Genomic DNA, 23,392 nt, shown 5'->3' on the forward strand with positions numbered 1-23,392 from the left:
CTTAAAACTTAAAAACTGGTTGTAAATACCAGTATATTGACTGAAAAAACACAATTTTGGATGAAGTAAGAATTATAAAACTTACACAGCCAAAAAAATAAAATGAGACTAAGTAACCGTAATAAAGCATCAATTTATAACTCTTTAAGTACGCTGCTTTTGATGATAACCGCATTTGGTATAATTGCATTTATTGCTAATGAATACAGGTTTAATGTAATAGGTAAAGAAAGTTATTTATTGATTATTGTTCCCGTTCTGCTGCTGATCATATTTTACATCAGCGGAAGGCAGATTTTTGAATATGACAGCGATGGAGAAGCTTTGAATTTTAAAAACAGGAATATCATTCCATTTTTAGACAAGCCTCTTCACGACGAATTTCCAAAATACAAACTGATAAAATATGATGTGGTCAGTATTCTCTTTTTCAAAAGATTATACATTACCGTTTCCAGCAAAAATAATGGTTCTACAATACTTAAGTACCAGATCTCTTATTTGAGTAGAAAAGAAGTAAACGATTTAAAACTCTCTCTGAATAAAGTAGTGAAAACTAATAAAGAGAACAAAGATTAAAAAACAGATGACGACAGAAGAATATTCGCATGAGGGTGAAAGCTTGAAGAAAGTTTCCGGTTTATACAAAGACTGGTTCCTTGATTATGCTTCCTATGTAATTTTGGATAGAGCTATCCCTTCGATATACGATGGTTTAAAACCCGTTCAGCGAAGAATCATGCACTCTATGCGGGAACTGGAAGACGGCCGTTACAATAAAGTGGCCAATATCGTGGGAAATACCATGAAATATCACCCGCACGGTGATGCTTCCATTACAGACGCCATGGTGCAGATCGGGCAGAAAGAGCTGTTGATAGATACCCAGGGAAACTGGGGTAATATTTATACAGGAGACTCTGCTGCTGCTGCGAGATATATTGAAGCAAGACTGACTCCCTTTGCACTTGAGGTGGTCTTTAATCCTAAAACTACAGAATGGACAAAGTCTTATGACGGAAGAAACAATGAGCCCATTGATTTGCCTGTAAAATTTCCTCTGCTCCTTGCACAGGGAGTGGAAGGTATCGGGGTAGGACTTTCCACGAAAATACTCCCTCATAACTTCAATGAGCTTATCAATGCCTCTGTAGCGTATTTAAAAGGTAAAAAATTTGAACTGTATCCCGACTTTCTAACAGCCGGTTATCTTGATGTTTCTGAATATAATGACGGCCACAGAGGAGGAAAAGTAAGAGCAAGAGCAAAAATTACCCAGACGGATAAGCACACATTGGTGATTTCCGAACTTCCATACTCCAAAACAACAACCGATCTTATTGACTCTATTTTAAAAGCCAATGAGAAAGGGAAGATCAAAATTAAAAAGATTGAGGATAATACTTCAGATAAAGTAGAAATCCTGATTCATCTTCATAATGATGTTTCGCCGGATAAAACCATTGATGCCCTGTATGCCTTTACAGACTGTCAGGTAACTATTTCTCCGAATGCCTGCGTTATCGTGGGAGATAAGCCGATGTTCATGAATGTATCTGAAATTCTGAAAATGAATACAGATCATACAGTATCCTTACTGAAAAAGAACTTGAAATTGAGCTTCATGAACTTCAGGAAAGCTGGCATTTTTCTTCATTGGAAAGAATTTTCATAGAGAACAGGATTTACCATGACATTGAAGAAGTGAAAACGTGGGAAGATGTATTAAAGACCATTGATGCCGGATTAAAACCTCATACAAAACATCTTTTAAGAGCCGTTACAGAAGAGGATATCTTAAAACTGACAGAGATCAGAATCAAGAGAATTTCTAGATTCGATTTAGATAAATTTAAAGAAAATATTGCATCGCTGGAAGGCAAGATAGAACAGGTAAAATACAATCTGGAGAACCTGATCGCTTATGCTATTGATTATTATTTAAATATTCAGAAAAAATACGGAAAAGACAAACAGAGAAGAACTGAGCTCAGAATCTTTGATACGATTGATGCTACAAAAGTAGCTGTAGCCAACGAAAAGTTCTATGCGAATTTTGAAGAAGGCTTCATCGGTACATCACTGAAAAAAGACCAGTATTTGTTTGACTGCTCTGATATTGATGATATCATCACCTTCAGAAAAGACGGAAGTATGAAGGTTGTAAAAGTGGAAGCAAAAACTTTCATTGGAAAAGATATTCTTCACGTTGCCGTATGGAAGAAAAACGACAAAAGAACAGTGTATAATATGATTTACCGCGAAGGAAGGGAAGGGCCATATTATATGAAACGTTTCTCTGTAACAGGGGTAACCAGAAATACTGATTATCCGTTAGCTTCAGATAAAAAAGGTTCGGAAACCCTGTATTTTTCAGCCAACCCCAATGGAGAAGCAGAAACAGTAACAGTACTTTTAAAGCCGAATCAAGAATCAGAAAAAATAAAATGGAGATCAACTTCTCTGATCTTGCCATCAAAGGACGTGATTCCAAAGGAAATCTGGTAACAAAATATGCCGTAAAGAAAGTGGATCTGAAGGAAGAAGGAGTTTCTACCCTGGCTCCAAGAAAGATATGGTTTGATGATACCGTAAGAAGACTGAACGCGGATGCAAGAGGAACATTACTGGGAAGCTTCAAAGGAGATGACAAAATCCTTACCATCAATACAAACGGTGAGGTAAAACTGGTTTCTTTCGATCTTGGCAACCGTTTTGATGATGAATATCTGGTACTGGAAAAGTGGAAACCTGAACAGCCGATTACCTGTATTTACTATGACGGAGAAAAAGATATTTATTTCATTAAGAGATTCTTACTGGAAAATACAGTTAATGTACAGACTTTCATGCCGTCTGAACATCCGAAATCCTTCATTGAAAATGTAATTGTTGCCAATGATGCCACGGCAGAGATTATTTTTGCGAAAGATAAAGGAAAAGAACGTGAGCCGGAAACGATAAATATTGATGAGTTCATAGCGGTAAAGGGAATAAAGGCAATCGGAAACCAGTTTACCAAGTTCAAAGTGAAAGCTATCAATATTACCATTCCTGAGCCGGTGGAAGAAGAACCTGAAGTATACGAAGACCCTGAACCAACCGGGGATCTTGACGAAGACGGAGGAATGATCGGAGATCTGTTTCAGGATGACGGGAACAAGGAAAATGAATAGATTCCTGTCTGTTCCGGTATAATATAAAAAAATATCATGGATACAATTGTTATCATTATCATTGCTGCCACATGTATTTTCAGTTACATGGGGTTCAATAATACAGCATTATTTGAAAAATATAAATTCAATGTCGCGGCTATTGCCAACCGAAAAGAATATATCAGGCTGATCAGCTCTGCATTTTTGCATGCCGACTTTATGCATTTATTTTTCAATATGCTTTCCCTGTATTTTTCCAGGAAGTAGTTATTAGTTTCTTTGGTGAAACAGGATTTTTAATCCTTTATTTTGGATCCATGATCCTTGGGAACTTATTCAGTTTGCAGATCTATAAAAATCAACCGTGGTATTCCGCAATAGGAGCATCTGGAGCCGTTTCAGGGATAATCTTTGCATCAATAGCGATGGCTCCGAATGAGATCAGTGTCAACTTCTTACCGGGATGGTTATTCGGGACCCTGTATTTCGGATACTCAGTGTATATGATGCTGAACCCTAAACAATGGGATAATCTGGGACATGCAGCACATCTGGGAGGTGCTTTTTTCGGATTGGTCTATTCTATTGTGATGCATCCTCAGCTGGCCATGAGCAACAGCCTTTTCCTGGGAATCATGTCGCTTCCGCTGATTTATTTAGGATATGAAATTTTTGTAAGGAAACGAATAGGATAAAAGACTATTTTTAAACAAAATATCAAAACCAATGAACACATCAGAGTTAAACAGTTTCATCGTGATACTTATCTATGGTTCATTGGTTTTGCTTTCTCTGCTGAAGCTGGCCAATCCTTTGAAAGTAAACCATAAGGCTAACTTCTGGTTTGGCATATTTCTTTTTCTGTGGTCTACCTTTTGGCTGGATGAGGTTCTGTTTCTCATTACCGGCTCAATAGTAGAATTCCATGCTCTCTTTTGGGTCAGATGTATCCAGTTTTTTACACCTATTGTTTTTTACTTTAGTGTGCTGTTCTATACCAACCCTTCCTTTACCTTTAAAATCACGGATATAAAGTTTTTATTGCTTCCCGCAGCTTTTCTGGGTTGTCTTATGCTGGTGAAAATGGGGTATGAGACACCATTTCAGTACATCAGTATTATTTTAATCCTGATTCAGGCTTTTTCTATACCCTGCTTTCCTACATTACCATCAGAAAACACCAAAGGAGAATCCAGCAGTTTTCCTCCAATACGGAAGGTATCAATCTGAACTGGCTGGAGTATATCATTCTGGTAGTGCTTATCGTCAACATCATTTATATCATTTATAACCTGTTCTATGATCCGAAGTCACTGAACTTCTTTATCAACACTGCTTTTTTACTTGTGATATACTGGGTGGGATACTATTCCATGAAACAAAGAGAGATCTATCCTCTGGAAGAAAAACAGAGAGAAGAACTGATCTCTATTAATGAAGATTCCGGCTCGGAAGAAGTGAAGAGAAGCTGATTTCTGATGAGGAATTGTTAAAGGTTAAAATTTCCCTTGAAACTCTTATGGAAATACAGAAACCTTATCTTGACAGCGAGCTGAATCTCATCAGGCTGGCGGAAATGCTGTCCGTTTCTACCCATCATTTATCTTATGTCATCAATACAGGTTTCGGGAAAAATTTCTTTCAGTATGTGAATGAGTACAGGATAGACCACGCCAAAAAACTTCTGAAAGAACCGGACAGCAAATTATCTATTCTGGGAATTGCTTACGAATCCGGGTTCAATTCCAAAACTTCTTTTAATACAACCTTTAAAAAAGTGACCGGACAAACTCCTTCCGAGTTTAAAAAATAAGTTCTGGTTTATAAGTTTTAACTTTTTATCGGTTTTAAATTGCTGATTTTTAGAATTTTGATATTTTTATTTTTCTCTGTTTAAAATCTGTTCGTCCGGATAATCCTGAACACTGGAACCTTGCTTCCACCATAGCTTTGTACCATAAAATGTAAACTTATGGATACCAAAGAATCATATGCGGTAGTAACGGGAGCAAGCCAGGGACTTGGAAAATCATTCGCTGAACAACTGGCAAAACAAAAGATCAATGTTATCCTTGTAAGCCTTCCGCATCAGAATCTCAAAGAACTTTCCCGCAAACTCGAAAAGCTGTATGCAATAAAAGTTCAGTATTATGAAACAGATCTTTCCGTGAATGAAAATGTCATGAAACTTACCGAATGGCTCAATCAGTCTTTTGCCATTCATATCCTGATCAATAATGCAGGAATTGACGGAACTCAAAAATTCACAGAAGCCACTTCTGATTATATCAATACCATTTTGCAGGTGAATGTGGCGGCCACTTCTTTAATTACCCATCAGCTGCTTCCCAATCTTTTAAAACAGCCGAAAGCTTATATTCTGAATGTTTCAAGCATGGCTGCATTTTCTCCGATAGGCTTTAAGACGGTATACCCGGCATCAAAAGTTTTATCCATTCCTTTTCAAGAGGACTGCATGAAGAGCTTAAAGGTACTAACGTCTTTGTAAGTGTTGTCAATCCGGGTGCGATGAAAACCAATACGGATGTTTGTAAAAGAATAGAAAAGCAGGGCTTTATGGGTCGGTTAACGCTTTTAGATCCTGATAAGGTAGCTTCTTACTGTATCCGGCAGTTATTTAAAAAAGATTCCGTAATTATGGTGAATCCAATCAGCTGGCTGGTGATGAAAATTTTACCCATATGGATAAAGCTGCCATTAATGACCCAGGCAATAAAAAGAGAGATCGAAGCATGAAAAAAATTTGCATAACCGGAGCTACAGGGCTTCTGGGAACTAATGTTATCCTTAAATTATTACAAAATGGTTATTCTGTTATTGCTCTGGTGCGCAAGAAAAGCAGCTGGCTGGGTGAAGAAAACGAAAATCTGAAACTGATAGAAACTGATCTTTTATCTGACGTTTCAGCTTATCTTAATAATATCGACTGTATCATTCATATAGCCGCAGAAACACGTCAGAATCTTATAAATTATGATGAATACAGGAAAGTGAATTACGAAACGGTTGTAAATCTGTTCACCTGTGCAGAGCTGGTGGGCGTAAAAAAGTTTTTATTTGTAAGCACGGCAAATACCATAGGATTTGGAGAGACAGCATTCTGGGGAAGTGAAAAAGCACCGCAGATATATCCTTTTACCCATTCATGGTATGCCCAAAGCAAGCTTGCTGCTGAAGATTATCTTTTAAAAAACTTTAAAAATACTGAGATTGTCATTGTAAATCCTACCTTTATGATCGGAGCTTATGACAGCAAGCCAAGTTCAGGAAAAATTATTTTCTGGGCCTGGAAAAAGAAAGTAATATTCTATCCGAAAGGAGGGAAGAATTTTGTACATGTGGAAGACGCTGCCATCGGGGTAGTGAATGCGATTGAAAAAGGGCGGAATGGTGAGAAATACCTTTTAGCCAATGAAAATTTGAGCTACAGAGAATTTTTCCGGAAAGTAAACCGGATTACCGGTCAAAAGCCAGTCATGATAGCTTTTCCCGACAGGGTATTGAACTTTCTTGGATTAATGGGTGACGGCTTGCGAAAATTAAAAATAAAAACCCATCTCAGCGCTTCCAATATGAAGGCACTTCAGATCCGTAATTATTATAACAACCGGAAATCGGTAGAAGAACTTGGGATCAGTTACCAGCCTGTTGATAAAGCAATTGAAGATGCTGTACGGTATTTTGTGAAGAATAAAAAACATTGATTTTTATCCGTTAAAAATAAAAAAACCAGCTGTTGAGCTGGTTGTGTCAAATTATCTTGTAATTTTCTGCGTTACATTTTTATTGGAAATAGCATAGGCCTTGCTGCAGTTATTTGAACCTGAAATATTAACCTGTACCAATGCAGGCAATGATCTGTATTCTTCCTTATTGTAGGGAGCTTCTGTACCATTGCTTCCACCACCTTTAATATCATATTGTATTTGAGCCACTCCGGTAAACCCAACCGAGGGCTTGAAAGAAAGCGCTCCGGTAGTGGGAAAATAGGTCCATGTCCCCTGACTGTTCGTATAGACACCGCCTGTTATATTCGGAATCACAGCTCCGTTATTGTCCAGAAAACGGAATGAGTTAAAATCGAGATTATCGTACGAAAGCGTTGGCGGATTCTGACCGTTTGCTGAAGAATAGGCGGCATCATTAAGTAAAGGATAATAAGTAGATTTAATCCCCGGACAGCCTGCAAACAGATCATCCGTTACTTCGGCTGCATAAGGTCTTGTAACCCCCAGATTTTTCAACAAATGTATATTTCTGGCAGCTCCGGTAGAAGCCGCAAAACCAATTCTGAAAGTAGGAGGAGGTGAAGTATCCAGCGTTCTTACAGTAGTGTTGGATATGGTAGTCTCAGTATATTTCAGAGAAGTCGGGTAATAATAATTATCAATCACTTTTTCTTTCACAGTTCCGTGCTGTATTTCCAGGGTGACATTGTAGCCTCCGGCAGGATTGGGAACCAACGTAATATATGCTTTACGGAATCTTGCATCATTTTCATTCTGAGGAATTGTAGTTCCGCCACTTTCAATACTGAACTGCTGAAGATTCGGATTTTTGATACCGATATATTTTCCGGTCTGGGTGTCAAGATAAGCAGACCTGTTGCTGCTGGAGGGAGCTGCATTGGTAGCAGTACTGTAAAGCAGGGGATAACCGTTATATCCGGCAGGCTCAGCTGATGACAGGTATTGGTTGCCACGTTTTGCTCTTAGAGATACATTGCTTCTCCCATTTGCCAGTGTTACGCCAAAAATCCCGTTTCTAATCCTTTCAGTCTGTTTAAAGCTTGTTTTAAAATTCCCGAACTCATCCAGGCCTATTCCCAGATAGGCTCCTCTCAATCCTTCCGTAGATTCACCGCCACGTACAAAACTATATCCCAGTCCTCCGCCAAAATAGCCGAGATTGAGCTGCTCCTTAGGAATGGAACCATCTACTAAAAATATTGAAATACCATCTCCTCCGTTAGTATTTCCCCCGTAAATGGCAAATTCAAATTCGAATTTGATTCCCTGGTCACTTTTGAATATTTTATCTGCAAGGATAACTCCTCCCGAAATATTATTCACACTCCGGGTAAGCCTTAGCCCATCCGTGGTAAAAGTAGCATCATTCTGAACACCGCTGGTAGTCACCTTATAGGCCTCCTGAGGCTGTAATCCCTGTGTAAAATTGACAAAATAAGGATAACCGGTTCCCTGTTCATTCTGAGCCTGGATATTCTGTGTGAACATCATTAAAGGAAGCAGAAACAAAGCTTTTTTGTATTGTACAATTGAGGTACTTTTTATCATAGCTCAATTATTTAACAACAAAAACAATATTAATAAAAGAACAGTCTGTTGCTGCAGCCTTCACGTCGTAAGTCATTACACCATCATCAGAAATAGAAATATTACTGAATACATTGGGATCAGCGTCGGTTACATAATAATAAAGGTCTTTGCTTGAAGGGAAAAAAGGAATCGCAGCAGGAGCGCTGGTACTCTTCGCTTTTGGAGAACCGAACTGAGTTTTATACAGGGTATACAAATCTTTAGTCCGGCCATTGGCTGTGGTTGAAGTGTCAAAAGAAACACTGGGCATATAAAACATTTTTACAGCATTACTGCTGATACATAGCCAATCAGGTTTGGTTGGGGTTCCTATATTCTGGCTTAAACATTTCTTATCGGTGTCGTAGATAAGAAGAGAGTTGGCCGGATTGGCAATAGCATCTCTTTTTGCTGTGGTAAGTCTTGGTATCAGCAATCCTTTATTCTGACTGTAAATATCCAGCATGGCACTTCCGTCAGGCGTAGAGGTGTTAATGCCAACTTGGGCAAAAGAAAATGAACTAACTAAAACGATTGGTAGAAATAATTTTTTAATCATGATGAATTAATAATTTTTTATCTGTGTATTTTATGTGTTTATGTTGTGTTTTTTGAAAATCTGATCAGCTTTATTCCCAATGGATATAAGCATTTATGACAATTCATTGGAATAATGATTTGTACTGATATAATGGCGTGATGGGGTTCTCAGTCCCAAAACCAAGAACAGATTTAACCCGCATGTCTTAAAGAGAACATACCATGGCTTTTACCTGAAAGGATCGATAAAGTAAATTGATTTAAGAAGTCTGTAATATTGAATATATGACAGTGTATAAGTGAAAATCATAATTTGTGTGTTTTTGCAAATATACGAAAAAAACACTGAAAAGCCTGCTTTGAAGGGCTTGTGGATTGATTTAACACTATTTGTTAGTTAAATTACTGTGTTTTAATTTAAATTTTTATTAAAATAATAAGATTTATAAATTATTTTTAATGTATAAAATATTGCGTTCTTAGCCGTTGTATTATTTTTTTCAGCTGTTTTTTAAAATAGCTGAAAAATTTATTGTGAGAGCTTTTTTAATGCATCTTCCAATAATGCTACAAAATTGACATGTCTTGTCTTATTGCTTTCAAAAATAAAATCCTTTATGCTTTTACTTTCATATTTACTGAAATCACCAACAATAGCTAATCCTATTCGATAGTTTGAGAATTTCTGAAGGATTTCACCTGCAATTTTTGTTTTTAAATCAAAGAATTCCGGCGTGATGTTTTTTCATAAAGAATTACTTTGTCAAACCCCTGATAATAAATATTTCCCATGAGATCAAGCCCATCCTGTGCAGATTGGATAACCATATTGTCAGAAATTATTTCTGCTATTTTTATAGTGTTGATTTCGTGTGGTTGAATAATCATGTTTACTGTATTGTTTTTTTTATGTCGTATAAAAAGTTTCCTAAAGGAAATGCATCTCCCTGATTGGTAAGCGCAATAATGCAGCTGTTATGCTTTAAATCTCTCCAGAATAAGGCTTTAAAGCCGTTCAGACCACCTGTGTGCATTGCTGATTTTCCGCCATTTTTATTCTCTATAAACCATGCAAAACCGTAGTCTGATATCTTTCCGTTGGACAATGGGAAAGGAGAATACATCATATTGGTATTTTCTTTGTTAATTAAGCTATAGTTTCGTAAAGCCTGATCAAATTTATAAAGATCTTCAGGAGTAGAGTAGATTCCACCATCACCGGTTGTTAAAATTGAATAACCATCAGGCCGTTTTTGTTTATTATATCCTGATGCTTTATTCTGAATAACTGTACCAGGTTCATATACATAAGTGTTACTCATTTTTAAAGGAGTAATAATCTGCTCATTGATATAGGTGCTGTAAGATTTCCCGGAAACCTTTTCAATAATCCGGGATAGAATAATATATCCGCTATTACTGTATTTAAACTCGCTGTCAGGAGTGAAATCAAGATTTTTAAGATCAGACAGCCAGTTCATTACTTCCTGATTGGTTAATCCCTTTTTAGAAAACAGATTTTCATAATCCCTGATTCCCGAAGTATGGTGCAAAAGCTGTCTGATCGTAATGTTTTTAGCATACTCAGGAAGCTTTATGAACCGGGAAGCTTTATCATCAAATTTCAATAAACCTTTTTGCTCCAGCATGATAATAGCTGCTGCCGTGAACGGCTTACTGAGGGATGCAATATAAAATGAAGTGTTTTTATCTGCCTTCAGTTTTTTCAAAATTGCGGAAACCCAGAGCAGTATCACAGACAATCTGACCGTCTTTTACAATCAGAACCGAACCGTTGAATTCTCCTTTATTGTAATATCCATTTATAACATCCTGAGGGTTCTGTTTACAGGATACCAGCTGAGTAATGAGTAAAACAAAGATGAGAAAGTTCCATGTCAAAGTTTTCATAGGTTGGTTATATGGAAGTAAAATTACTTATTTTCTTCCATAAATAAACCTGTCATTTTCAGATAAATCCTTCAATAATTGAGCGTTAGAAAAGTATTGATACAGTTCCAGCGTTTCGGGTCCTAATTTCTGGTTGATTTCTAAAAATAAAAGTCCATCCTCCGGTAAATATTTTTTGGCGTCTTCTGCAATTTTCCTGTAAAAGATCAAAGCATCAGCAGTGGGGGAGAAAAGAGCCATTTTAGGTTCAAATTCTTTCACTGAATCTGCAATTTCAATCGCTTCCTCAATCCCGATGTATGGCGGATTTGAAATGATGATATCATAGCTTTCACCCAATTCATAATTAAGATAATCTGCGTGGATAAAATTGATCTCCAACTGATGGTACTCTGCATTTCTTTTGGCGGTATCCAGGGCTTTTTCAGAAAAATCAACAGATGAAACATGGGCTTCAGGAAAATACTTTTTAAAACCAAAGGAATAATTCCGCTTCCGGTTCCGATGTCTAAAATTTTTACATCCTGAACCTTAAACTTTGAATTTTTAATCTCCCTTATTGCGATTTCCAGCAGCTCTTCCGTTTCAGGACGGGGAATCAGTACATTTTCATCTACGAAAAACTTCATTCCGTAAAATTCGGTTTCACCCAGTATCTGCTGGTAAGGTCTTCCGGTTTTAAGTTCTGAGACGAGATGGCCAAGTTTTTCTTTATCAGCCGTTACAAGTTCCTGTTCGGAAAATCTTCTTTGCTGGAAATTATCAAAACCTGTAATCTGATGAATGAACAAAGACGATAAAAATGCACTTTCCGACTCAGTATAAAGGCCGGAAAGTTCTGTTTTGAAATATTTTTTAAAGGCTGAAATTGTCATTTATCTTGTAAAAACCAGTTTTGTATCTGTGGATTTTTCTTCATCAATTCTGTATCCTTCATAGTTGAATGCTTTCACATCCTCCAGGGTCTTGGCGTTGGTTTCTGCACAGAATCTTACTACAAGGCCTCTTGCATGCTTGGTGTAGACTACAATGGTCTTTAGTTTCCCGTCTTTTAATTCGTAAAAATCAAAGTCAATTACTTTATGGTTCAGCTTTTTTCTGTCGATTACTTTTCCGTACTCATTGCTGGCAAGATGAAGTAAAATTTCTCCTTTTTTCATTTCGGAATTCAGTTGTTCCGTGATCTTTACTCTCCAGAATTCATACAGGTTTCTGTATTGCTCAAATTCAAAAGGACGTCCCATTTCAAGCCTGTACAGCATTACTTTATCCGATGGTTTCAGTAAACCGTAAAGTCCGGAAAGGATTCTGTAATTTTTCTGAAGGTAATCTACTGCATTTTTATCCAGTGTTTTGGCATCCAGCCCCCTGTAAACTTCTCCTGTAAAGGCAAACATAGCCGGAGCAGATTCTTTTGCGGTAGGTTTGGATTTCCATTTTTGATTTCTTTCCCAGTTTTCATCAGCCAGTTTAGCTGATATTTCCATCAGTTCGGAAAGATATTTTGGTGATTTTTCTTTTAAATAAGATTGTATGAATGCAGCATCTTCAATGAATTTCGGGGTAGTGGTTTTCAACAGGTCCGTTGAATTTTCTACGTTCATCAGTTTTGCCGGGGATGTTATAATTTTCATAATGTTAAAATACAGATAAGTGTTTAATATCAATAAAAATTCATACCTGTCATTGCTATAAAATCAATCATAAAATGACAGATAATCAGAACTTTAATGTTTGAATAGCGTTTGTAAAATAAGCCAAAAACAAGTCCGATAAACAAAGGCCCGAGAACCTGGGCTATGGTACCGTAAGTGCTATGCAGAATTCCGAATAAAACAGCTGAAATAATAATTCCTATTGCCGGATTGTAAATTTTTTCAATCCTGGACTGTATATAACCCCGCATCAGGAATTCCTCTACAATAGCTGCTGTAAGTGATGTAAAAGTAATTAAAAAATAGTTGTTTCTGAAAATAGGTATAAGATTCAGAAGCTTATCACTTACTTTTTCCTTTATAACAAACATACTAAAGGCATTCAGAATAGCTCCGCCGAATATACAGATAAAATATAAGCTCAGAACAGCTTTGATATAAAATCCTATGGCATATTTTTTCTCTTCTTTAAGCAAAAAAGAACTTTTCTCAACAAAAATACTGTACAGGAATACAATAATCAAAATGATCCACAGTATAATTCTGCTGAAAAAAATGATCTGCTGTAATTTTTCTTATTCCTGTAATCAAAGTGATCGCCGGATTAGAATAAAGCATCGCAGCAGCTAAAAGAATAAAAGTAAGTAAAATTCCTGCGGCATATTTCCCGGTAAGACTCATCATTCATTTTGAATTAAATAATTCCTTTTCCCTGACGGATAATCTCAGGTTCTCCTGATGTAAGATCTACAATAGTGGATGCCACATTATCCCCATACCCTGAATCAATCACAATGTCTACCAGGTGATCATATTTTTCTGCAATAAGCTCAGGATCGGTAGAATATTCAATGATTTCATCATCATCCTTAATGGAAGTTGAGGCAATAGGGTGTCCCAGCTTTTCAACAATAAGCTGCGGAATCGGGTGATCAGGAACACGGATCCCGATTGTTTTGTGACCTTTATAGGCTAAAGGTAAACTCTTATTGGCTTCCAGAATGAAAGTAAACGGACCCGGGAGATGGCTTTTCAGAAACCGGAAAACAGAGGTATCAATAGGTCTTGTAAAGTCGGACAGATGGCTGAGATCATTACAGATAATTGAGAATTTTGACTTCTCAAGCTTCATTTTTTTGAGCTGGGCCAGTTTTTCCATGGCTTTTATATCAAAAATGTTACAGCCTAAGGCATAAACCGTATCTGAAGGATAGATGATCAGCCCGCCATTATTTAATGTTTTAATGACCTCATTCACAAGATTTTCCTGTGGGTTGTCCGGGTAAATTTTCAATATTTTTGCCATAGAACAAAGATACAAATAATAAAATAGTTTTTATAAAAGTCCTTTATTTAAAAGAAAAATTAGGATTTTTAAAAATTATTCGTACCTTTGCAATCCAATATCGCGGGATGGAGCAGTAGGTAGCTCGTCGGGCTCATAACCCGAAGGTCATCGGTTCGAGTCCGGTTCCCGCTACTAAGCCAGTGTTTTCGGTAAACACTCTAAAAATACACCGCGGGGTGGAGCAGTAGGTAGCTCGTCGGGCTCATAACCCGAAGGTCGCACGTTCGAGTCGTGTCCCCGCTACTAAGCCAGTGCTTTCGGTAAGCACTCTAAAAATACACCGCGGGATGGAGCAGTAGGTAGCTCGTCGGGCTCATAACCCGAAGGTCATCGGTTCGAGTCCGGTTCCCGCTACTAAGCAAGCGTTGTCGGTAAACGCTCAAAAAATATACCGCGGGATGGAGCAGTAGGTAGCTCGTCGGGCTCATAACCCGAAGGTCATCGGTTCGAGTCCGGTTCCCGCTACTAAGCAAGCGTTGTCGGTAAACGCTCAAAAAATATACCGCGGGATGGAGCAGTAGGTAGCTCGTCGGGCTCATAACCCGAAGGTCATCGGTTCGAGTCCGGTTCCCGCTACTAGACGAAAGAGAAGCAATAATATTGCTTCTCTTTTTTTGTGGCGTTTATGTAAACAAAGCGAATCAGTCCCGGAATGAAATTTTGCCGGGCACAGGCCTTATCTTTAAATTACAGCATCAATATTCTTTGCTTCCACTGTTGATAAGCTTCCCTCATACAATGTCCGCAGGGACGGTAGCTGTTTTGTAATGCCTCTTCCTCATCCTTGAAGAAAACCCTGTTTTCCATCTTCATTCTTTTCCCGGATTTGCAGCCAAGCAATCCGTAGATTTTTAATTTTTTATTTCCTCCAAAACAAATTTCTCTGCTGTGGATTTTACTTCTTAGATTTCCGGGGGATAGTTGCGAATGAAGAATCATAATAGGTAAAAACTAATTGATTGCATCATGGAAAATAATGCCCAAGGCACAGCGGTTTCCTTCTTTAACTTCACTTACGCCATGTTTCATATTAACCCTGTAATATCCTTTTGTACCTTTTTCCGGTTTAAACTGAGTCGTGAAAATAAGGGCATCTCCTTTTTCAGGCTTTAAAACGACGGCTTTTGACTGTGCTCTCGGAGTTTGCTGGGTAAGCACAAACTCCCCACCCGTAAAATCCTTGTCAGGTTCGCTAAGCATTAATACAATCTGAATAGGGAAATATATATCCCCATATAAGTCCTGGTGCAGCGTATTAAAACCACCTTTTCCATATTTCAGAATTAAAACAGTAGCTTTTTGCTGTCCGTTGGCATGACATTGATCCAGAAATTCCTGATGCTGCAAAGGAAATTGAGTGTCAATATGTAATGCTTTAAACCATGAGTTGGCCGTCGACGCCAGATAAGGATAAATAGTTGTTCTTATGGTTTGAATCATTTCAGGTAACGGGTAATTAAAGTACCTGTATTCCCCAAGGCCGAAACGGTGTCTGGCCATCACCACTGTTTTGCGGTAAAGAGCAGAATGGTCATAATTGGATTTCAATACTTCGCAATCATCCTCAGATAACAGTCCGGGAATAATGGCATATCCGTTTTGATGCATTGTTTCCGTAAGTTGCTGCCAGTCTGTATTTTTTATTTTATGAACAATATCTTTCATTGGTTTGATTTTATCTGCAAAAATCTGACGCTGTTCAGAATGATACAATCCGAAACATGCGGTATTTGCGATTTACAACTTAATAATTACCAGATGCTGCTTATCTGGCCTATTGATTTACTATTTTTCTGGATGATGTCACCGGTCCTGTTTAAGGCTACTTTTGCCATGTAATAAAAAATATAAATAACAATGAATTACACTATGAAAAAGGCAAGCCTTGAAGATCTTGATGAAACGGCTGAGTTGTTCAACCTTTACCGTGTTTTTTACAGACAGGAACCGGATGTTGAAAAAGGAAAAGCTTTTCTCAAAGAACGGTTTTTAAACAGTGAGTCGGATATTTTTCTTGCCATAGCTGATGGGAAAGCAGTAGGATTTGTACAGCTTTATAAATTATTCCATTATACGAAACTACAAAAGCAGTGGTTATTAAGCGATCTGTTTGTTCACCCTGATTACAGAGGAAAAGGACTTTCTGTAGCATTAATTGACCGTAGTAAGCAATGGTGCGAAGAAACAGGAGCATGTGGGTTAATGCTTGAAACAGAAAAAACCAATACTATCGGTAACATATTATACCCACGTTGTGGATTTGAGTATGATGGGATGCACAACTATTACCATTGGTGGAGACAGGAAAAGTAGTATTACTTCTACAATGTTGAACGTATAATTCTACAGGTATTGTTCTACTGATAGAGGGCTTAGACCTATTTTTGTAAAGCTCTTACAGATCATGGGTAGGACAGTTGATCTGTAGAGTGTATGCAAAAAAATCTCTGCCTAATTTTCTACTTTTTCCCCAAGGGTTTTATGATTAGTACCACAAAACTGCTTTTCCGGCAGAGATTTTTTGCTTTAAATTTACTTTATCAATCTGATCGATCTGTAAAGATATATTTTAAATAGTCAATGAATTAGTTGATGATGATTTTTGGATAACGGGAGGAAGATTATGATTATTTTTAACAGATAATAAATAGATTCCCTTTACCAGTTTACTTAAATCCAGAGTATATTCCGCCCTGCTGTTCAATTTTATTTTATCAGATAGCATGAGTTTTCCGGTAAGATCATAAATTGTTAATTCAACATCAGGGTAATTTTTAGGGAAACTTAAGGTTATAAAATCTTTGGAAGGAACAGGATATATTGAGATTCCTTTATCTTCAGCCCTATCGGAAACAGATAGATTACTGCTGTTCTGATTAAAGAATTCCCATATTTTCTGAGTGTAAGAAATATCATTTTGTGGAGTAAGCCATACATGGCCTGCATTATTCACTTTATAAAGTTCAATCACAGCACTGTTAGCCGGGCTGGTGTATTTGTAATGGTCTACAGTAAATCCGTCATTGGAAGTATCAGGAAGAAGTGTATGTATTGCTGTACTGTTTGAAGAATTGTTGTTTTTCCAGTAGCCGATCATTTCGTCTACAGAATTTCCGAAGTTGTTGTTACTGTAGCCAATAGTTGTATCAGAAGTCCCATGGAAATGAGCAATAGATACCGGACGTCCCGGAGTTCCCACGGCCACAGGTAAAATTCCGTTTCCGAAAGTACCCGCCACAGAGGCAAAAACCTTTATTTTATCATTTAAAACCAATGCCAGTCTTTCTGTCATAAACCCACCCATAGAAAAGCCACAGGCGAAAACTTTATTAGGGTTAATGTTGTAGGTCTGCTTTACAGTATCAATAAGAGTACTGATGAAACCAATATCATCTACATTAGCGTTGGGAGTATAAAAAGAATACCCTGCCCCTGAATTCCAGGCTGTACCGGATAAAGGATCGCTCAATGCCTGCGGGCAAAGCACAATGATATTATTGGTTTCAGCCAGTGCTGCAAAACCAATATTCCTAAAATTATTCATAGTATCTCCCAATCCGTGTAATGTGATAACGAGTGAAGCCGGATTTTGAGCATTATAATTGGAAGGCACATAAATAGAATATTCCCTGAGCCCGGAACTGTGCTGGATAGTTGCAGTCTGCCATTGCTGACTGTAAAAAATACCAGTGATCAACAAAAATAACAATAGAATCGATTTCTTTACCATATCTTTTTTCAAAGATATTAAAGCAGTATCGATAGCCAATTTGACAAAAATCAAATAAAAAAACAAATGTTTTAACAAATGTCAAACATCTATTTTCTAGATCTTATTCTGCTTAATGTCTCCTGTGTAATCCCTAAAAAAGAAGCAATCATGCCCAATGTAAGAAGCTCTGCAGCTCTGGGATGTGATTTTATGAAGTCATCATAACGCTCTTCAGCAGTTTGAAACAACATCCTGTCAACTCTGTTCTGTGTCATAATCAATACACTGCTCATGATCATCCTATACAGATATTGAATGTCAGGAAATTTTTCAGAAAGTTCCTCAAGATCATCATAGCTTAATTTCCAGAGCAGGCAGTCATCCAGCAGCTCTATTCCCCTTTTATCCGGTTTCTGGCGGATAAAGCTGACAATTGATAAAAGTAAAGTTCCTTCGCCTCTGAAGCCGTCAGTGATATCTTTTTCATCTTTATAGTAAAAAATACGGGCTGCTCCCTTCTCGATAAAATAGATGTGCCGGCAGATATGTCCGGGCTTTACCAGGATGCTGTTTTTAGGAAGTTCCTCTTTTTGCAGTTTTGTAAAAATGGCCATCATTCCTTCAAGGGATAATGAAACAGGTGGAGCGTCTTTATTATCAAGCATTGAGCTGATATAGGATTTGATGGCAGTAAAAATATGAAGCATATTGTGACAGGGTAAGCTATGAGTATTAAAAAATCCCACTTTTCGGAGTGGGATTTTTTAATTTTATGATAAATATTATTGAGCCAGTTGGGCGTAAGGGGTAAGCTTGTTGTCGTCAGACATCGTCTGCCCCAGAAAATCTCTTTTCTGATCAGCTTTCATTCTTCCTGCCGCTTCATGGGCGTTGAAGTAAGCCTCACTCAGTTTTGTAGCGATATCAGCTGGTTTAAAATCAAATTTAGTATCACCATCTACACCTAAATATCCGTTCTTTCTTGTAAGGTTGGTGATGTAATTATTATAGTTGATCATGGTACCTCTGAACATATTGTTATGGTATTCCATGCATTTTTTAGCTTTTTTAGAAGAATTGTTCAGGATACAGTTTTTCATATTGTTTCTATACAAGAACCATTCAGATTCCAAAATACCGTATTCTTTACCTAAAGCAATCTTTCCGTTGTTCACTATATTATTATCTCCTTCTTTAGTCGCAATCGTCTGAAGATGTTGAATAACCAATGGAACGGTAGCTTCGATTTTTGATTTTGTATCTTTTAGTATGCTAAGATCGGCAGCAGGAGAACCCTTTTTTTGTGCTGTAGTAAGGTTAAAAATAAGCAGTAATAGTACAATCAATAAATTATATCTTTTCATGAGAAATTTTTAAAGCACTAAAATAAATATAATTTCCCGGTTAAAACAAATTCATTTTAATTTTATTTAATAAAAATTAACAAGTTTTAAGAATTTACACCTTAAATGCTTCTTTTTATATGGATTAAACAGGTGTTTTTTTCACTCCTTTAAAAAATTAATATATTTTAACTATTTTTATTGTGTTGATTTACAGATTCTTATGATTTTTATCCGGTTTATCACTAAAAAAATAGTTGTTTGATTCAATTTTATTTCTACATTTGTATAACTAATTTCTTAGTGATATGGGATTAAACTATTTTGTATCACAATAATTGATAAATGAACAGGATATGAAAATTCAGACTTTAACAAAAGCAGAAGAACAGGTAATGCAGTATTTATGGAAAATAGAAAAAGGATTTCTTAAAGATGTTCTTGATCTTTTTCCGGAACCAAAACCGCATACCAATACAGTCTCTACTATTTTAAAAGTATTGAAGGACAAAGAGTTTGTAGACTATCGTGTACATGGGAGACAGCATGAGTATTTTCCACTTGTTTCAAAAGAGCAGTATTCCGGGAAGACCATGAAAAGCCTTGTGAAAAACTATTTTAAAGGTTCTTACAAAAGTGCCGTTTCATTTCTGGTAGAAAAAAATGAAATGACGGTGGAAGACCTTGAGATGCTATTGGATGAACTCAAAAGAAAGACTAATACCTATGGAAGCAATACTTTTATACTTTGGAAAAATTATTTTATGTTCGGGTGTAACGTTTTTGTACTACCAGCTGTCTTTAAAGGACAAGACATTCCATCATTATAACAGATTTTATCTGCTGGCGGCGATTGTGATTTCGCTGTTATTACCGCTCATAAAGGTAGATGATTTTACGATCGAGGTAAATAGTGATATGTATATGCTTCTTGACAGGATACAGAATTTTAATACAGAAAAAACTATAGACAATGGTAACCTTTATTTTAACCTTACTTTTTCAGCTCTGGGACTGGTTTCTCTCTATTTTCTAGGGAAGCTTATCTATGGGATTTTTAAAATCCAGCAGTTTAAAAAACAGTTTCAGAAAGAAAGTTTTGACGGGATCAACTTTTACCGTACAGACCTTAACGAAGCCCCGTTTTCCTACTTTAAAAATCTTTTCTGGAAGAATGCTATTACCCTGCATTCTGATATCGGAAAGCAGATTTTAAAGCATGAGATGGTACATATTGAGCAGAAACACTCCTTTGATAAGATTTTTATCGAGATTATAACTTCTGTTTTCTGGTTCAATCCGTTCTTTCATATCATTAAAAAAGAAATTAATCTTATCCACGAATACCTGGCTGATAAAAAAGCCGTAAAACAATCGGACACCAAAGCATTTGCGCAGATGCTTTTAGCAAGCCACTTTTCCGGAACACAGTTGCCTGCTGCCAGTCCGTTTCTAAGTTCAAACCTTAAAAAAGACTTAAGATGTTACAAAAACCAAAAACCAAGTTCGGATATGCGCGAAGAATTTTTGCATTACCGGTTTTATTCTCAGTAGCCTTTGCTTACCTGGTAAATGCGAAAAACAGAGAAATTGAGGAAACCAATATCAGCATTCAGAAAGCGGTTTCACAAATTAAGAAAGACACAGTAAGACCTGAAAAAATACAACAGGAACAAGTTGCAGATCCAATACCGGAATTGCCTAAATTAAAAGCAAAATCAGCGGAACTTCAAAAAGAACTTAATCAGAAAAGTAAAGAATTAAGTAAGCTGAAACCTGAAACTTCAGCCTTTGATAAGAAAATAGAAGAAATTAACCAGCTTGCCTCAGAGATGGGGAAAATAGGGGACGAAACCTCCAGACTGGTGGATCATTATTTCAAATCTCCGGAATGGAAAAATAAAATGCTGGCTTTGGATAATATGAAAGTAGAATTGCCGGATTTGTCCAACCTTGATATTGACGTTGATTTTCCGGACCCACCAGTACCACCGGATGCGCCGGGAACTCCTCCGGGAGCGCCAAAAGCACCAAAGGCTCCAAGAGTATTTTACTTCAAAAATAATAACGCTGTCCACTTCAAAGATCTGAGCGGTAAAGAAAAGGCTGAAATCCGTAAAGCGATGAAAGAAGCCAGAAAAGCAATGAAGGAAGGGGAAAAAGCCAGAATAGAAGGTGAGAAGGCAAGAATTGAAGGAGACAGAGCAAGAATAGAAGGACAAAAAGCTTTATTGGAAGGTAACCTGGCCAGAGCAGAAGGAGCTAAAGCCAGAATAGAAGGGGAAAAAGCAAGAGCTGAGGGAGATAGAATCCGGAAAGAAAATATAAGAATCCGAATAGATGGGGATAAAATCAGAAAAGAGGTTGAAAGAGCCCGTGCAGAAGCCGAAAAGAGATCATTCAGCTTTAAAGACGGGACCTTTATAAAAGTGACCAACGCTTCACCTGATGTTATCGTAATGAATGCAGACTTTATCAAAAAAGACGGTAACGGAAACATCGCTATGAATGGAGTGAAAAATTTCAGAATAAGCGGAAATGATGATGTGAAATACAAGTATTATATTGACGGAAAGGAAGTTTCTAAGAACGATGTTAACTCATTAGATACAAGCAATATATCGAAAGTTAATGTCAATACTCAGAAAAATGGAGATTTTAAGCAGGGGGAAGTAAGAATTGAAACAAAGAAATAAAGTTCCATCAGGCTTTGTCAGTTTCAGATTGGCAAAGCCTTTTTTTAAACATATATTATGAAAAGTAAAATTCTATTTTTTGTATTTCTGGGTGGGCTTGTCAGTGCACAGGTCAACAGGTTTTTTTATGAATATAAGTTTATTCCGGATTCCAATAATAAGGAAGATGTAAAGACAGAAATGATGATGCTCGATATTGATAAAAACGGATCAAGCTATTACAGCCGTGATAAATTTGTAGCAGATTCCACCGCAAAAGCAGAACTTGAAAAACAGTTGAAAGCAGGCAGCGGAAATATAAGCATCAACAAAAGAGAAAGGCCGGGGCAGGTTTCCTATAAAGTAACCAAACAATACCCGGATTTTAAAACGTATCTCTTCAGAAGCATTTCTACAGATAAGTATAAAATAAAAGAAGACCAGAAACCGGAATGGAAAATATTGCCCGAGAAACAAAAAATAGGAGCGTATCAGGCTCAGAAAGCCACTGCCAGCTTTGGAGGAAGGGAATGGACAGCCTGGTTTACAACAGATCTTCCTTTTCAGGATGGGCCTTATGTTTTTTACGGACTTCCCGGCCTTATCGTAAAAATTGAGGATACCACCGGATCGCATATAATGACGATGATAGGTAATAAAACGATTAATACTCCGGCCGGTGAATCGGAAATGCAGATGCCTGATCATGTAAGAGCGCTGGGGATAGGCGGAAAAGAGCTGGAAGTAACAAAAGATCAGTTTAAAAAAGTATGGAAGGCTTATGTAAATGATCCTGCCAAGAATATGAGAGAAATGTTAATGAAAAATGGTGATGGCAATACCAAATTTAGTTTCAAGCTGAGAACAGGGGACGGCAAAGAAATCTCAGATCCCAATCAGGTACTTAGGGAAATAGAAAAAAATACTAAAGAAGCCTTTAAGAAAGATAACAATCCGATTGAACCGGATCTGGTAAATTAAAAATTATATTTTCTAATATCTGCAGGATGGCATTTTTGTCATCCTGTTTTTTGCTTGACAAAAGAAATCAAAAAGTGACCATATCAATTCATGATGTTATGATATATTTTTTTATCTTTCAATAAGAAACTAACTTTATATCTTATGACAGAAAAGGAAAAATGTGCAGCCGGACTTTTATACAACGCCAACTATGATAAAGAACTGATACAGGAACGCCTTGCGTGCAAAGATTTATGTCAGGAATATAATGCTTTAAAAAATTCCGATTCAGGAAACAGATACCAGCTTCTTAAAAAGATTATCGGCAGTATAAAAGAAAATATCTGCATAGAACCCAATTTCTGGTGCGATTACGGATATAATATAAAAGCAGGAGAAAACTTCTATGCCAATCATAACCTTGTTATTTTGGATTGTGCCAAAGTAGAGTTTGGTGATAATGTGTTTATCGGCCCCAACTGCAGTTTCTATACCGCAGGCCATCCGCTTGATGCACTGCAAAGGAATGAAGGGCTGGAATATGCACATCCGATAAAAGTAGGCGATAATGTCTGGCTGGGTGGAAATGTAGTTGTACTTCCGGGTGTTTCTATTGGAAATAACTCGGTGATAGGGGCAGGAAGTGTTGTTACAAAAGATATTCCTGATAATGTAGTAGCTGTGGGAAATCCGTGCAGGGTTGTTAAAGCAATTGTAAAAGAAGACTAAATAATTTTCAACTAATACT

At 37.1% G+C, this 23,392-nt stretch carries 25 protein-coding genes, 5 tRNA genes and 5 pseudogenes; 20 read left to right on the forward strand and 15 right to left on the reverse strand.

Annotated elements, in window-relative coordinates; all coding sequences use genetic code 11:
• Window positions 1–102 precede the first annotated feature (102 nt).
• From OWR28_RS10010 to OWR28_RS10050, 9 genes and pseudogenes are all read left to right on the forward strand, one after another.
• Window positions 103–579, forward strand: a complete 477-nt coding sequence (locus tag OWR28_RS10010) for a hypothetical protein (protein ID WP_332386508.1) — start codon at window positions 103–105, stop codon at window positions 577–579.
• A 7-nt stretch (window positions 580–586) separates the two neighbouring features.
• Window positions 587–3,176 (forward strand): annotated as a pseudogene (locus OWR28_RS10015) (DNA gyrase/topoisomerase IV subunit A).
• Between the two features lie 36 nt (window positions 3,177–3,212).
• A pseudogene (locus OWR28_RS10020) lies at window positions 3,213–3,853 on the forward strand (rhomboid family intramembrane serine protease).
• A gap of 31 nt (window positions 3,854–3,884) precedes the next feature.
• Window positions 3,885–4,388 carry a hypothetical protein gene (locus OWR28_RS10025; RefSeq protein ID WP_332386509.1) on the forward strand — a complete coding sequence of 168 codons (504 nt, stop codon included), beginning with the start codon at window positions 3,885–3,887 and terminating at the stop codon, window positions 4,386–4,388.
• 26 nt (window positions 4,389–4,414) lie between these two features.
• Window positions 4,415–4,630: a hypothetical protein gene (locus OWR28_RS10030; RefSeq protein WP_332386510.1), complete on the forward strand. Its 216-nt coding sequence runs from the start codon at window positions 4,415–4,417 to the stop codon at window positions 4,628–4,630.
• A gap of 47 nt (window positions 4,631–4,677) precedes the next feature.
• Entirely contained in the window at window positions 4,678–4,971 is a 294-nt protein-coding gene (locus OWR28_RS10035; protein ID WP_332386511.1) for a helix-turn-helix domain-containing protein, read from the forward strand.
• A 159-nt stretch (window positions 4,972–5,130) separates the two neighbouring features.
• On the forward strand, window positions 5,131–5,667 hold the full coding sequence (locus OWR28_RS10040; protein ID WP_332386512.1) for an SDR family NAD(P)-dependent oxidoreductase: 537 nt from the start codon (window positions 5,131–5,133) through the stop codon (window positions 5,665–5,667).
• Between the two features lie 20 nt (window positions 5,668–5,687).
• Complete coding sequence (locus OWR28_RS10045) at window positions 5,688–5,915, forward strand: hypothetical protein (RefSeq protein ID WP_332386513.1); 228 nt, start codon at window positions 5,688–5,690, stop codon at window positions 5,913–5,915.
• Window positions 5,912–6,883 (forward strand): NAD-dependent epimerase/dehydratase family protein, encoded by a 972-nt coding sequence (locus tag OWR28_RS10050; protein WP_332386514.1) that lies wholly within the window; start codon window positions 5,912–5,914, stop codon window positions 6,881–6,883. The genes OWR28_RS10045 and OWR28_RS10050 overlap by 4 nt, the downstream gene beginning before the upstream one ends.
• Window positions 6,884–6,934: 51 nt before the next feature.
• Here the strand turns inward: OWR28_RS10050 and OWR28_RS10055 are convergent, their stop codons facing one another.
• The 10 genes and pseudogenes from OWR28_RS10055 to OWR28_RS10110 form a co-directional block, all read right to left on the reverse strand.
• Window positions 6,935–8,476 carry a lectin-like domain-containing protein gene (locus OWR28_RS10055; RefSeq protein WP_332386515.1) on the reverse strand — a complete coding sequence of 514 codons (1,542 nt, stop codon included), beginning with the start codon at window positions 8,474–8,476 and terminating at the stop codon, window positions 6,935–6,937.
• A gap of 7 nt (window positions 8,477–8,483) precedes the next feature.
• Complete coding sequence (locus OWR28_RS10060; RefSeq protein WP_332386516.1) at window positions 8,484–9,056, reverse strand: phage tail-like protein; 573 nt, start codon at window positions 9,054–9,056, stop codon at window positions 8,484–8,486.
• A 510-nt stretch (window positions 9,057–9,566) separates the two neighbouring features.
• A pseudogene (locus OWR28_RS26940) lies at window positions 9,567–9,925 on the reverse strand (DUF4180 domain-containing protein).
• A 2-nt stretch (window positions 9,926–9,927) separates the two neighbouring features.
• Window positions 9,928–10,767, reverse strand: a complete 840-nt coding sequence (locus OWR28_RS10075) for a serine hydrolase domain-containing protein (RefSeq protein WP_332386518.1) — start codon at window positions 10,765–10,767, stop codon at window positions 9,928–9,930.
• Window positions 10,745–10,948, reverse strand: a complete 204-nt coding sequence (locus tag OWR28_RS10080) for a hypothetical protein (RefSeq protein ID WP_332386519.1) — start codon at window positions 10,946–10,948, stop codon at window positions 10,745–10,747. Before OWR28_RS10080 ends, OWR28_RS10075 begins: the two co-directional genes overlap by 23 nt.
• A gap of 27 nt (window positions 10,949–10,975) precedes the next feature.
• Window positions 10,976–11,823, reverse strand: a pseudogene (gene prmC, locus OWR28_RS26945) (peptide chain release factor N(5)-glutamine methyltransferase).
• Complete coding sequence (gene yaaA / locus OWR28_RS10095; protein ID WP_332386521.1) at window positions 11,824–12,582, reverse strand: peroxide stress protein YaaA; 759 nt, start codon at window positions 12,580–12,582, stop codon at window positions 11,824–11,826.
• 29 nt (window positions 12,583–12,611) lie between these two features.
• Window positions 12,612–13,079 carry a CPBP family intramembrane glutamic endopeptidase gene (locus tag OWR28_RS10100; RefSeq protein WP_332386522.1) on the reverse strand — a complete coding sequence of 156 codons (468 nt, stop codon included), beginning with the start codon at window positions 13,077–13,079 and terminating at the stop codon, window positions 12,612–12,614.
• 13 nt (window positions 13,080–13,092) lie between these two features.
• Window positions 13,093–13,287, reverse strand: coding sequence for a hypothetical protein (locus OWR28_RS10105; RefSeq protein ID WP_332386523.1), 195 nt, complete (start codon window positions 13,285–13,287; stop codon window positions 13,093–13,095).
• Window positions 13,288–13,297: 10 nt separating this feature from the next.
• Window positions 13,298–13,909: an L-threonylcarbamoyladenylate synthase gene (locus OWR28_RS10110; protein WP_002978952.1), complete on the reverse strand. Its 612-nt coding sequence runs from the start codon at window positions 13,907–13,909 to the stop codon at window positions 13,298–13,300.
• A gap of 101 nt (window positions 13,910–14,010) precedes the next feature.
• On the opposite strand from OWR28_RS10110, the gene OWR28_RS10115 reads away from it, so the two are divergent.
• The 5 genes from OWR28_RS10115 to OWR28_RS10135 all read left to right on the forward strand — a co-directional run bounded on the left by OWR28_RS10115 (window position 14,011) and on the right by OWR28_RS10135 (window position 14,527).
• A tRNA-Met gene (locus tag OWR28_RS10115) sits at window positions 14,011–14,083 on the forward strand.
• Between the two features lie 38 nt (window positions 14,084–14,121).
• Window positions 14,122–14,194 (forward strand) — tRNA-Met (locus OWR28_RS10120).
• A gap of 38 nt (window positions 14,195–14,232) precedes the next feature.
• Window positions 14,233–14,305: transfer RNA gene (locus OWR28_RS10125), tRNA-Met, on the forward strand.
• 38 nt (window positions 14,306–14,343) lie between these two features.
• Window positions 14,344–14,416: transfer RNA gene (locus OWR28_RS10130), tRNA-Met, on the forward strand.
• A gap of 38 nt (window positions 14,417–14,454) precedes the next feature.
• A tRNA-Met gene (locus OWR28_RS10135) sits at window positions 14,455–14,527 on the forward strand.
• A gap of 111 nt (window positions 14,528–14,638) precedes the next feature.
• Here the strand turns inward: OWR28_RS10135 and OWR28_RS10140 are convergent.
• Window positions 14,639–14,890 (reverse strand): Ada metal-binding domain-containing protein, encoded by a 252-nt coding sequence (locus tag OWR28_RS10140; RefSeq protein ID WP_332386524.1) that lies wholly within the window; start codon window positions 14,888–14,890, stop codon window positions 14,639–14,641.
• Window positions 14,891–14,902: 12 nt separating this feature from the next.
• A complete protein-coding gene (locus OWR28_RS10145) occupies window positions 14,903–15,616 on the reverse strand; it encodes a 2OG-Fe(II) oxygenase (protein ID WP_332386525.1) in 714 nt (237 codons plus the stop codon).
• A 192-nt stretch (window positions 15,617–15,808) separates the two neighbouring features.
• Here OWR28_RS10145 and OWR28_RS10150 point away from each other — a divergent pair, with 192 nt between their 5' ends.
• A complete protein-coding gene (locus OWR28_RS10150; RefSeq protein ID WP_332386526.1) occupies window positions 15,809–16,264 on the forward strand; it encodes a GNAT family N-acetyltransferase in 456 nt (151 codons plus the stop codon).
• Between the two features lie 256 nt (window positions 16,265–16,520).
• Here the strand turns inward: OWR28_RS10150 and OWR28_RS10155 are convergent, their stop codons facing one another.
• The 3 genes from OWR28_RS10155 to OWR28_RS10165 all read right to left on the reverse strand — a co-directional run bounded on the left by OWR28_RS10155 (window position 16,521) and on the right by OWR28_RS10165 (window position 19,027).
• Entirely contained in the window at window positions 16,521–17,681 is a 1,161-nt protein-coding gene (locus tag OWR28_RS10155; protein WP_332386527.1) for a T9SS type A sorting domain-containing protein, read from the reverse strand.
• A gap of 89 nt (window positions 17,682–17,770) precedes the next feature.
• On the reverse strand, window positions 17,771–18,370 hold the full coding sequence (locus OWR28_RS10160) for a Crp/Fnr family transcriptional regulator (RefSeq protein WP_332386528.1): 600 nt from the start codon (window positions 18,368–18,370) through the stop codon (window positions 17,771–17,773).
• A gap of 75 nt (window positions 18,371–18,445) precedes the next feature.
• Window positions 18,446–19,027 carry a hypothetical protein gene (locus OWR28_RS10165; protein WP_332386529.1) on the reverse strand — a complete coding sequence of 194 codons (582 nt, stop codon included), beginning with the start codon at window positions 19,025–19,027 and terminating at the stop codon, window positions 18,446–18,448.
• Window positions 19,028–19,362: 335 nt separating this feature from the next.
• Between OWR28_RS10165 and OWR28_RS10170 the strand changes: the two are divergent.
• From OWR28_RS10170 to OWR28_RS10190, 5 genes and pseudogenes are all read left to right on the forward strand, one after another.
• A pseudogene (locus tag OWR28_RS10170) lies at window positions 19,363–19,722 on the forward strand (BlaI/MecI/CopY family transcriptional regulator); the annotation flags it as partial.
• 67 nt (window positions 19,723–19,789) lie between these two features.
• Complete coding sequence (locus OWR28_RS10175; RefSeq protein ID WP_332386530.1) at window positions 19,790–20,560, forward strand: M56 family metallopeptidase; 771 nt, start codon at window positions 19,790–19,792, stop codon at window positions 20,558–20,560.
• The gene (locus OWR28_RS10180) at window positions 20,488–21,702 is read left to right on the forward strand and encodes a hypothetical protein (protein ID WP_332386531.1); all 1,215 of its coding nucleotides are present in this window, start codon (window positions 20,488–20,490) and stop codon (window positions 21,700–21,702) included. The genes OWR28_RS10175 and OWR28_RS10180 overlap by 73 nt, the downstream gene beginning before the upstream one ends.
• 57 nt (window positions 21,703–21,759) lie before the next feature.
• Window positions 21,760–22,662, forward strand: a complete 903-nt coding sequence (locus tag OWR28_RS10185; protein ID WP_332386532.1) for a GLPGLI family protein — start codon at window positions 21,760–21,762, stop codon at window positions 22,660–22,662.
• Between the two features lie 144 nt (window positions 22,663–22,806).
• Window positions 22,807–23,373 carry a sugar O-acetyltransferase gene (locus tag OWR28_RS10190; protein ID WP_332386533.1) on the forward strand — a complete coding sequence of 189 codons (567 nt, stop codon included), beginning with the start codon at window positions 22,807–22,809 and terminating at the stop codon, window positions 23,371–23,373.
• Window positions 23,374–23,392 lie beyond the last annotated feature (19 nt).

It is taken from the genome of Chryseobacterium sp. 1B4 (genome assembly GCF_036631475.1).
GTDB lineage: Bacteria > Bacteroidota > Bacteroidia > Flavobacteriales > Weeksellaceae > Chryseobacterium.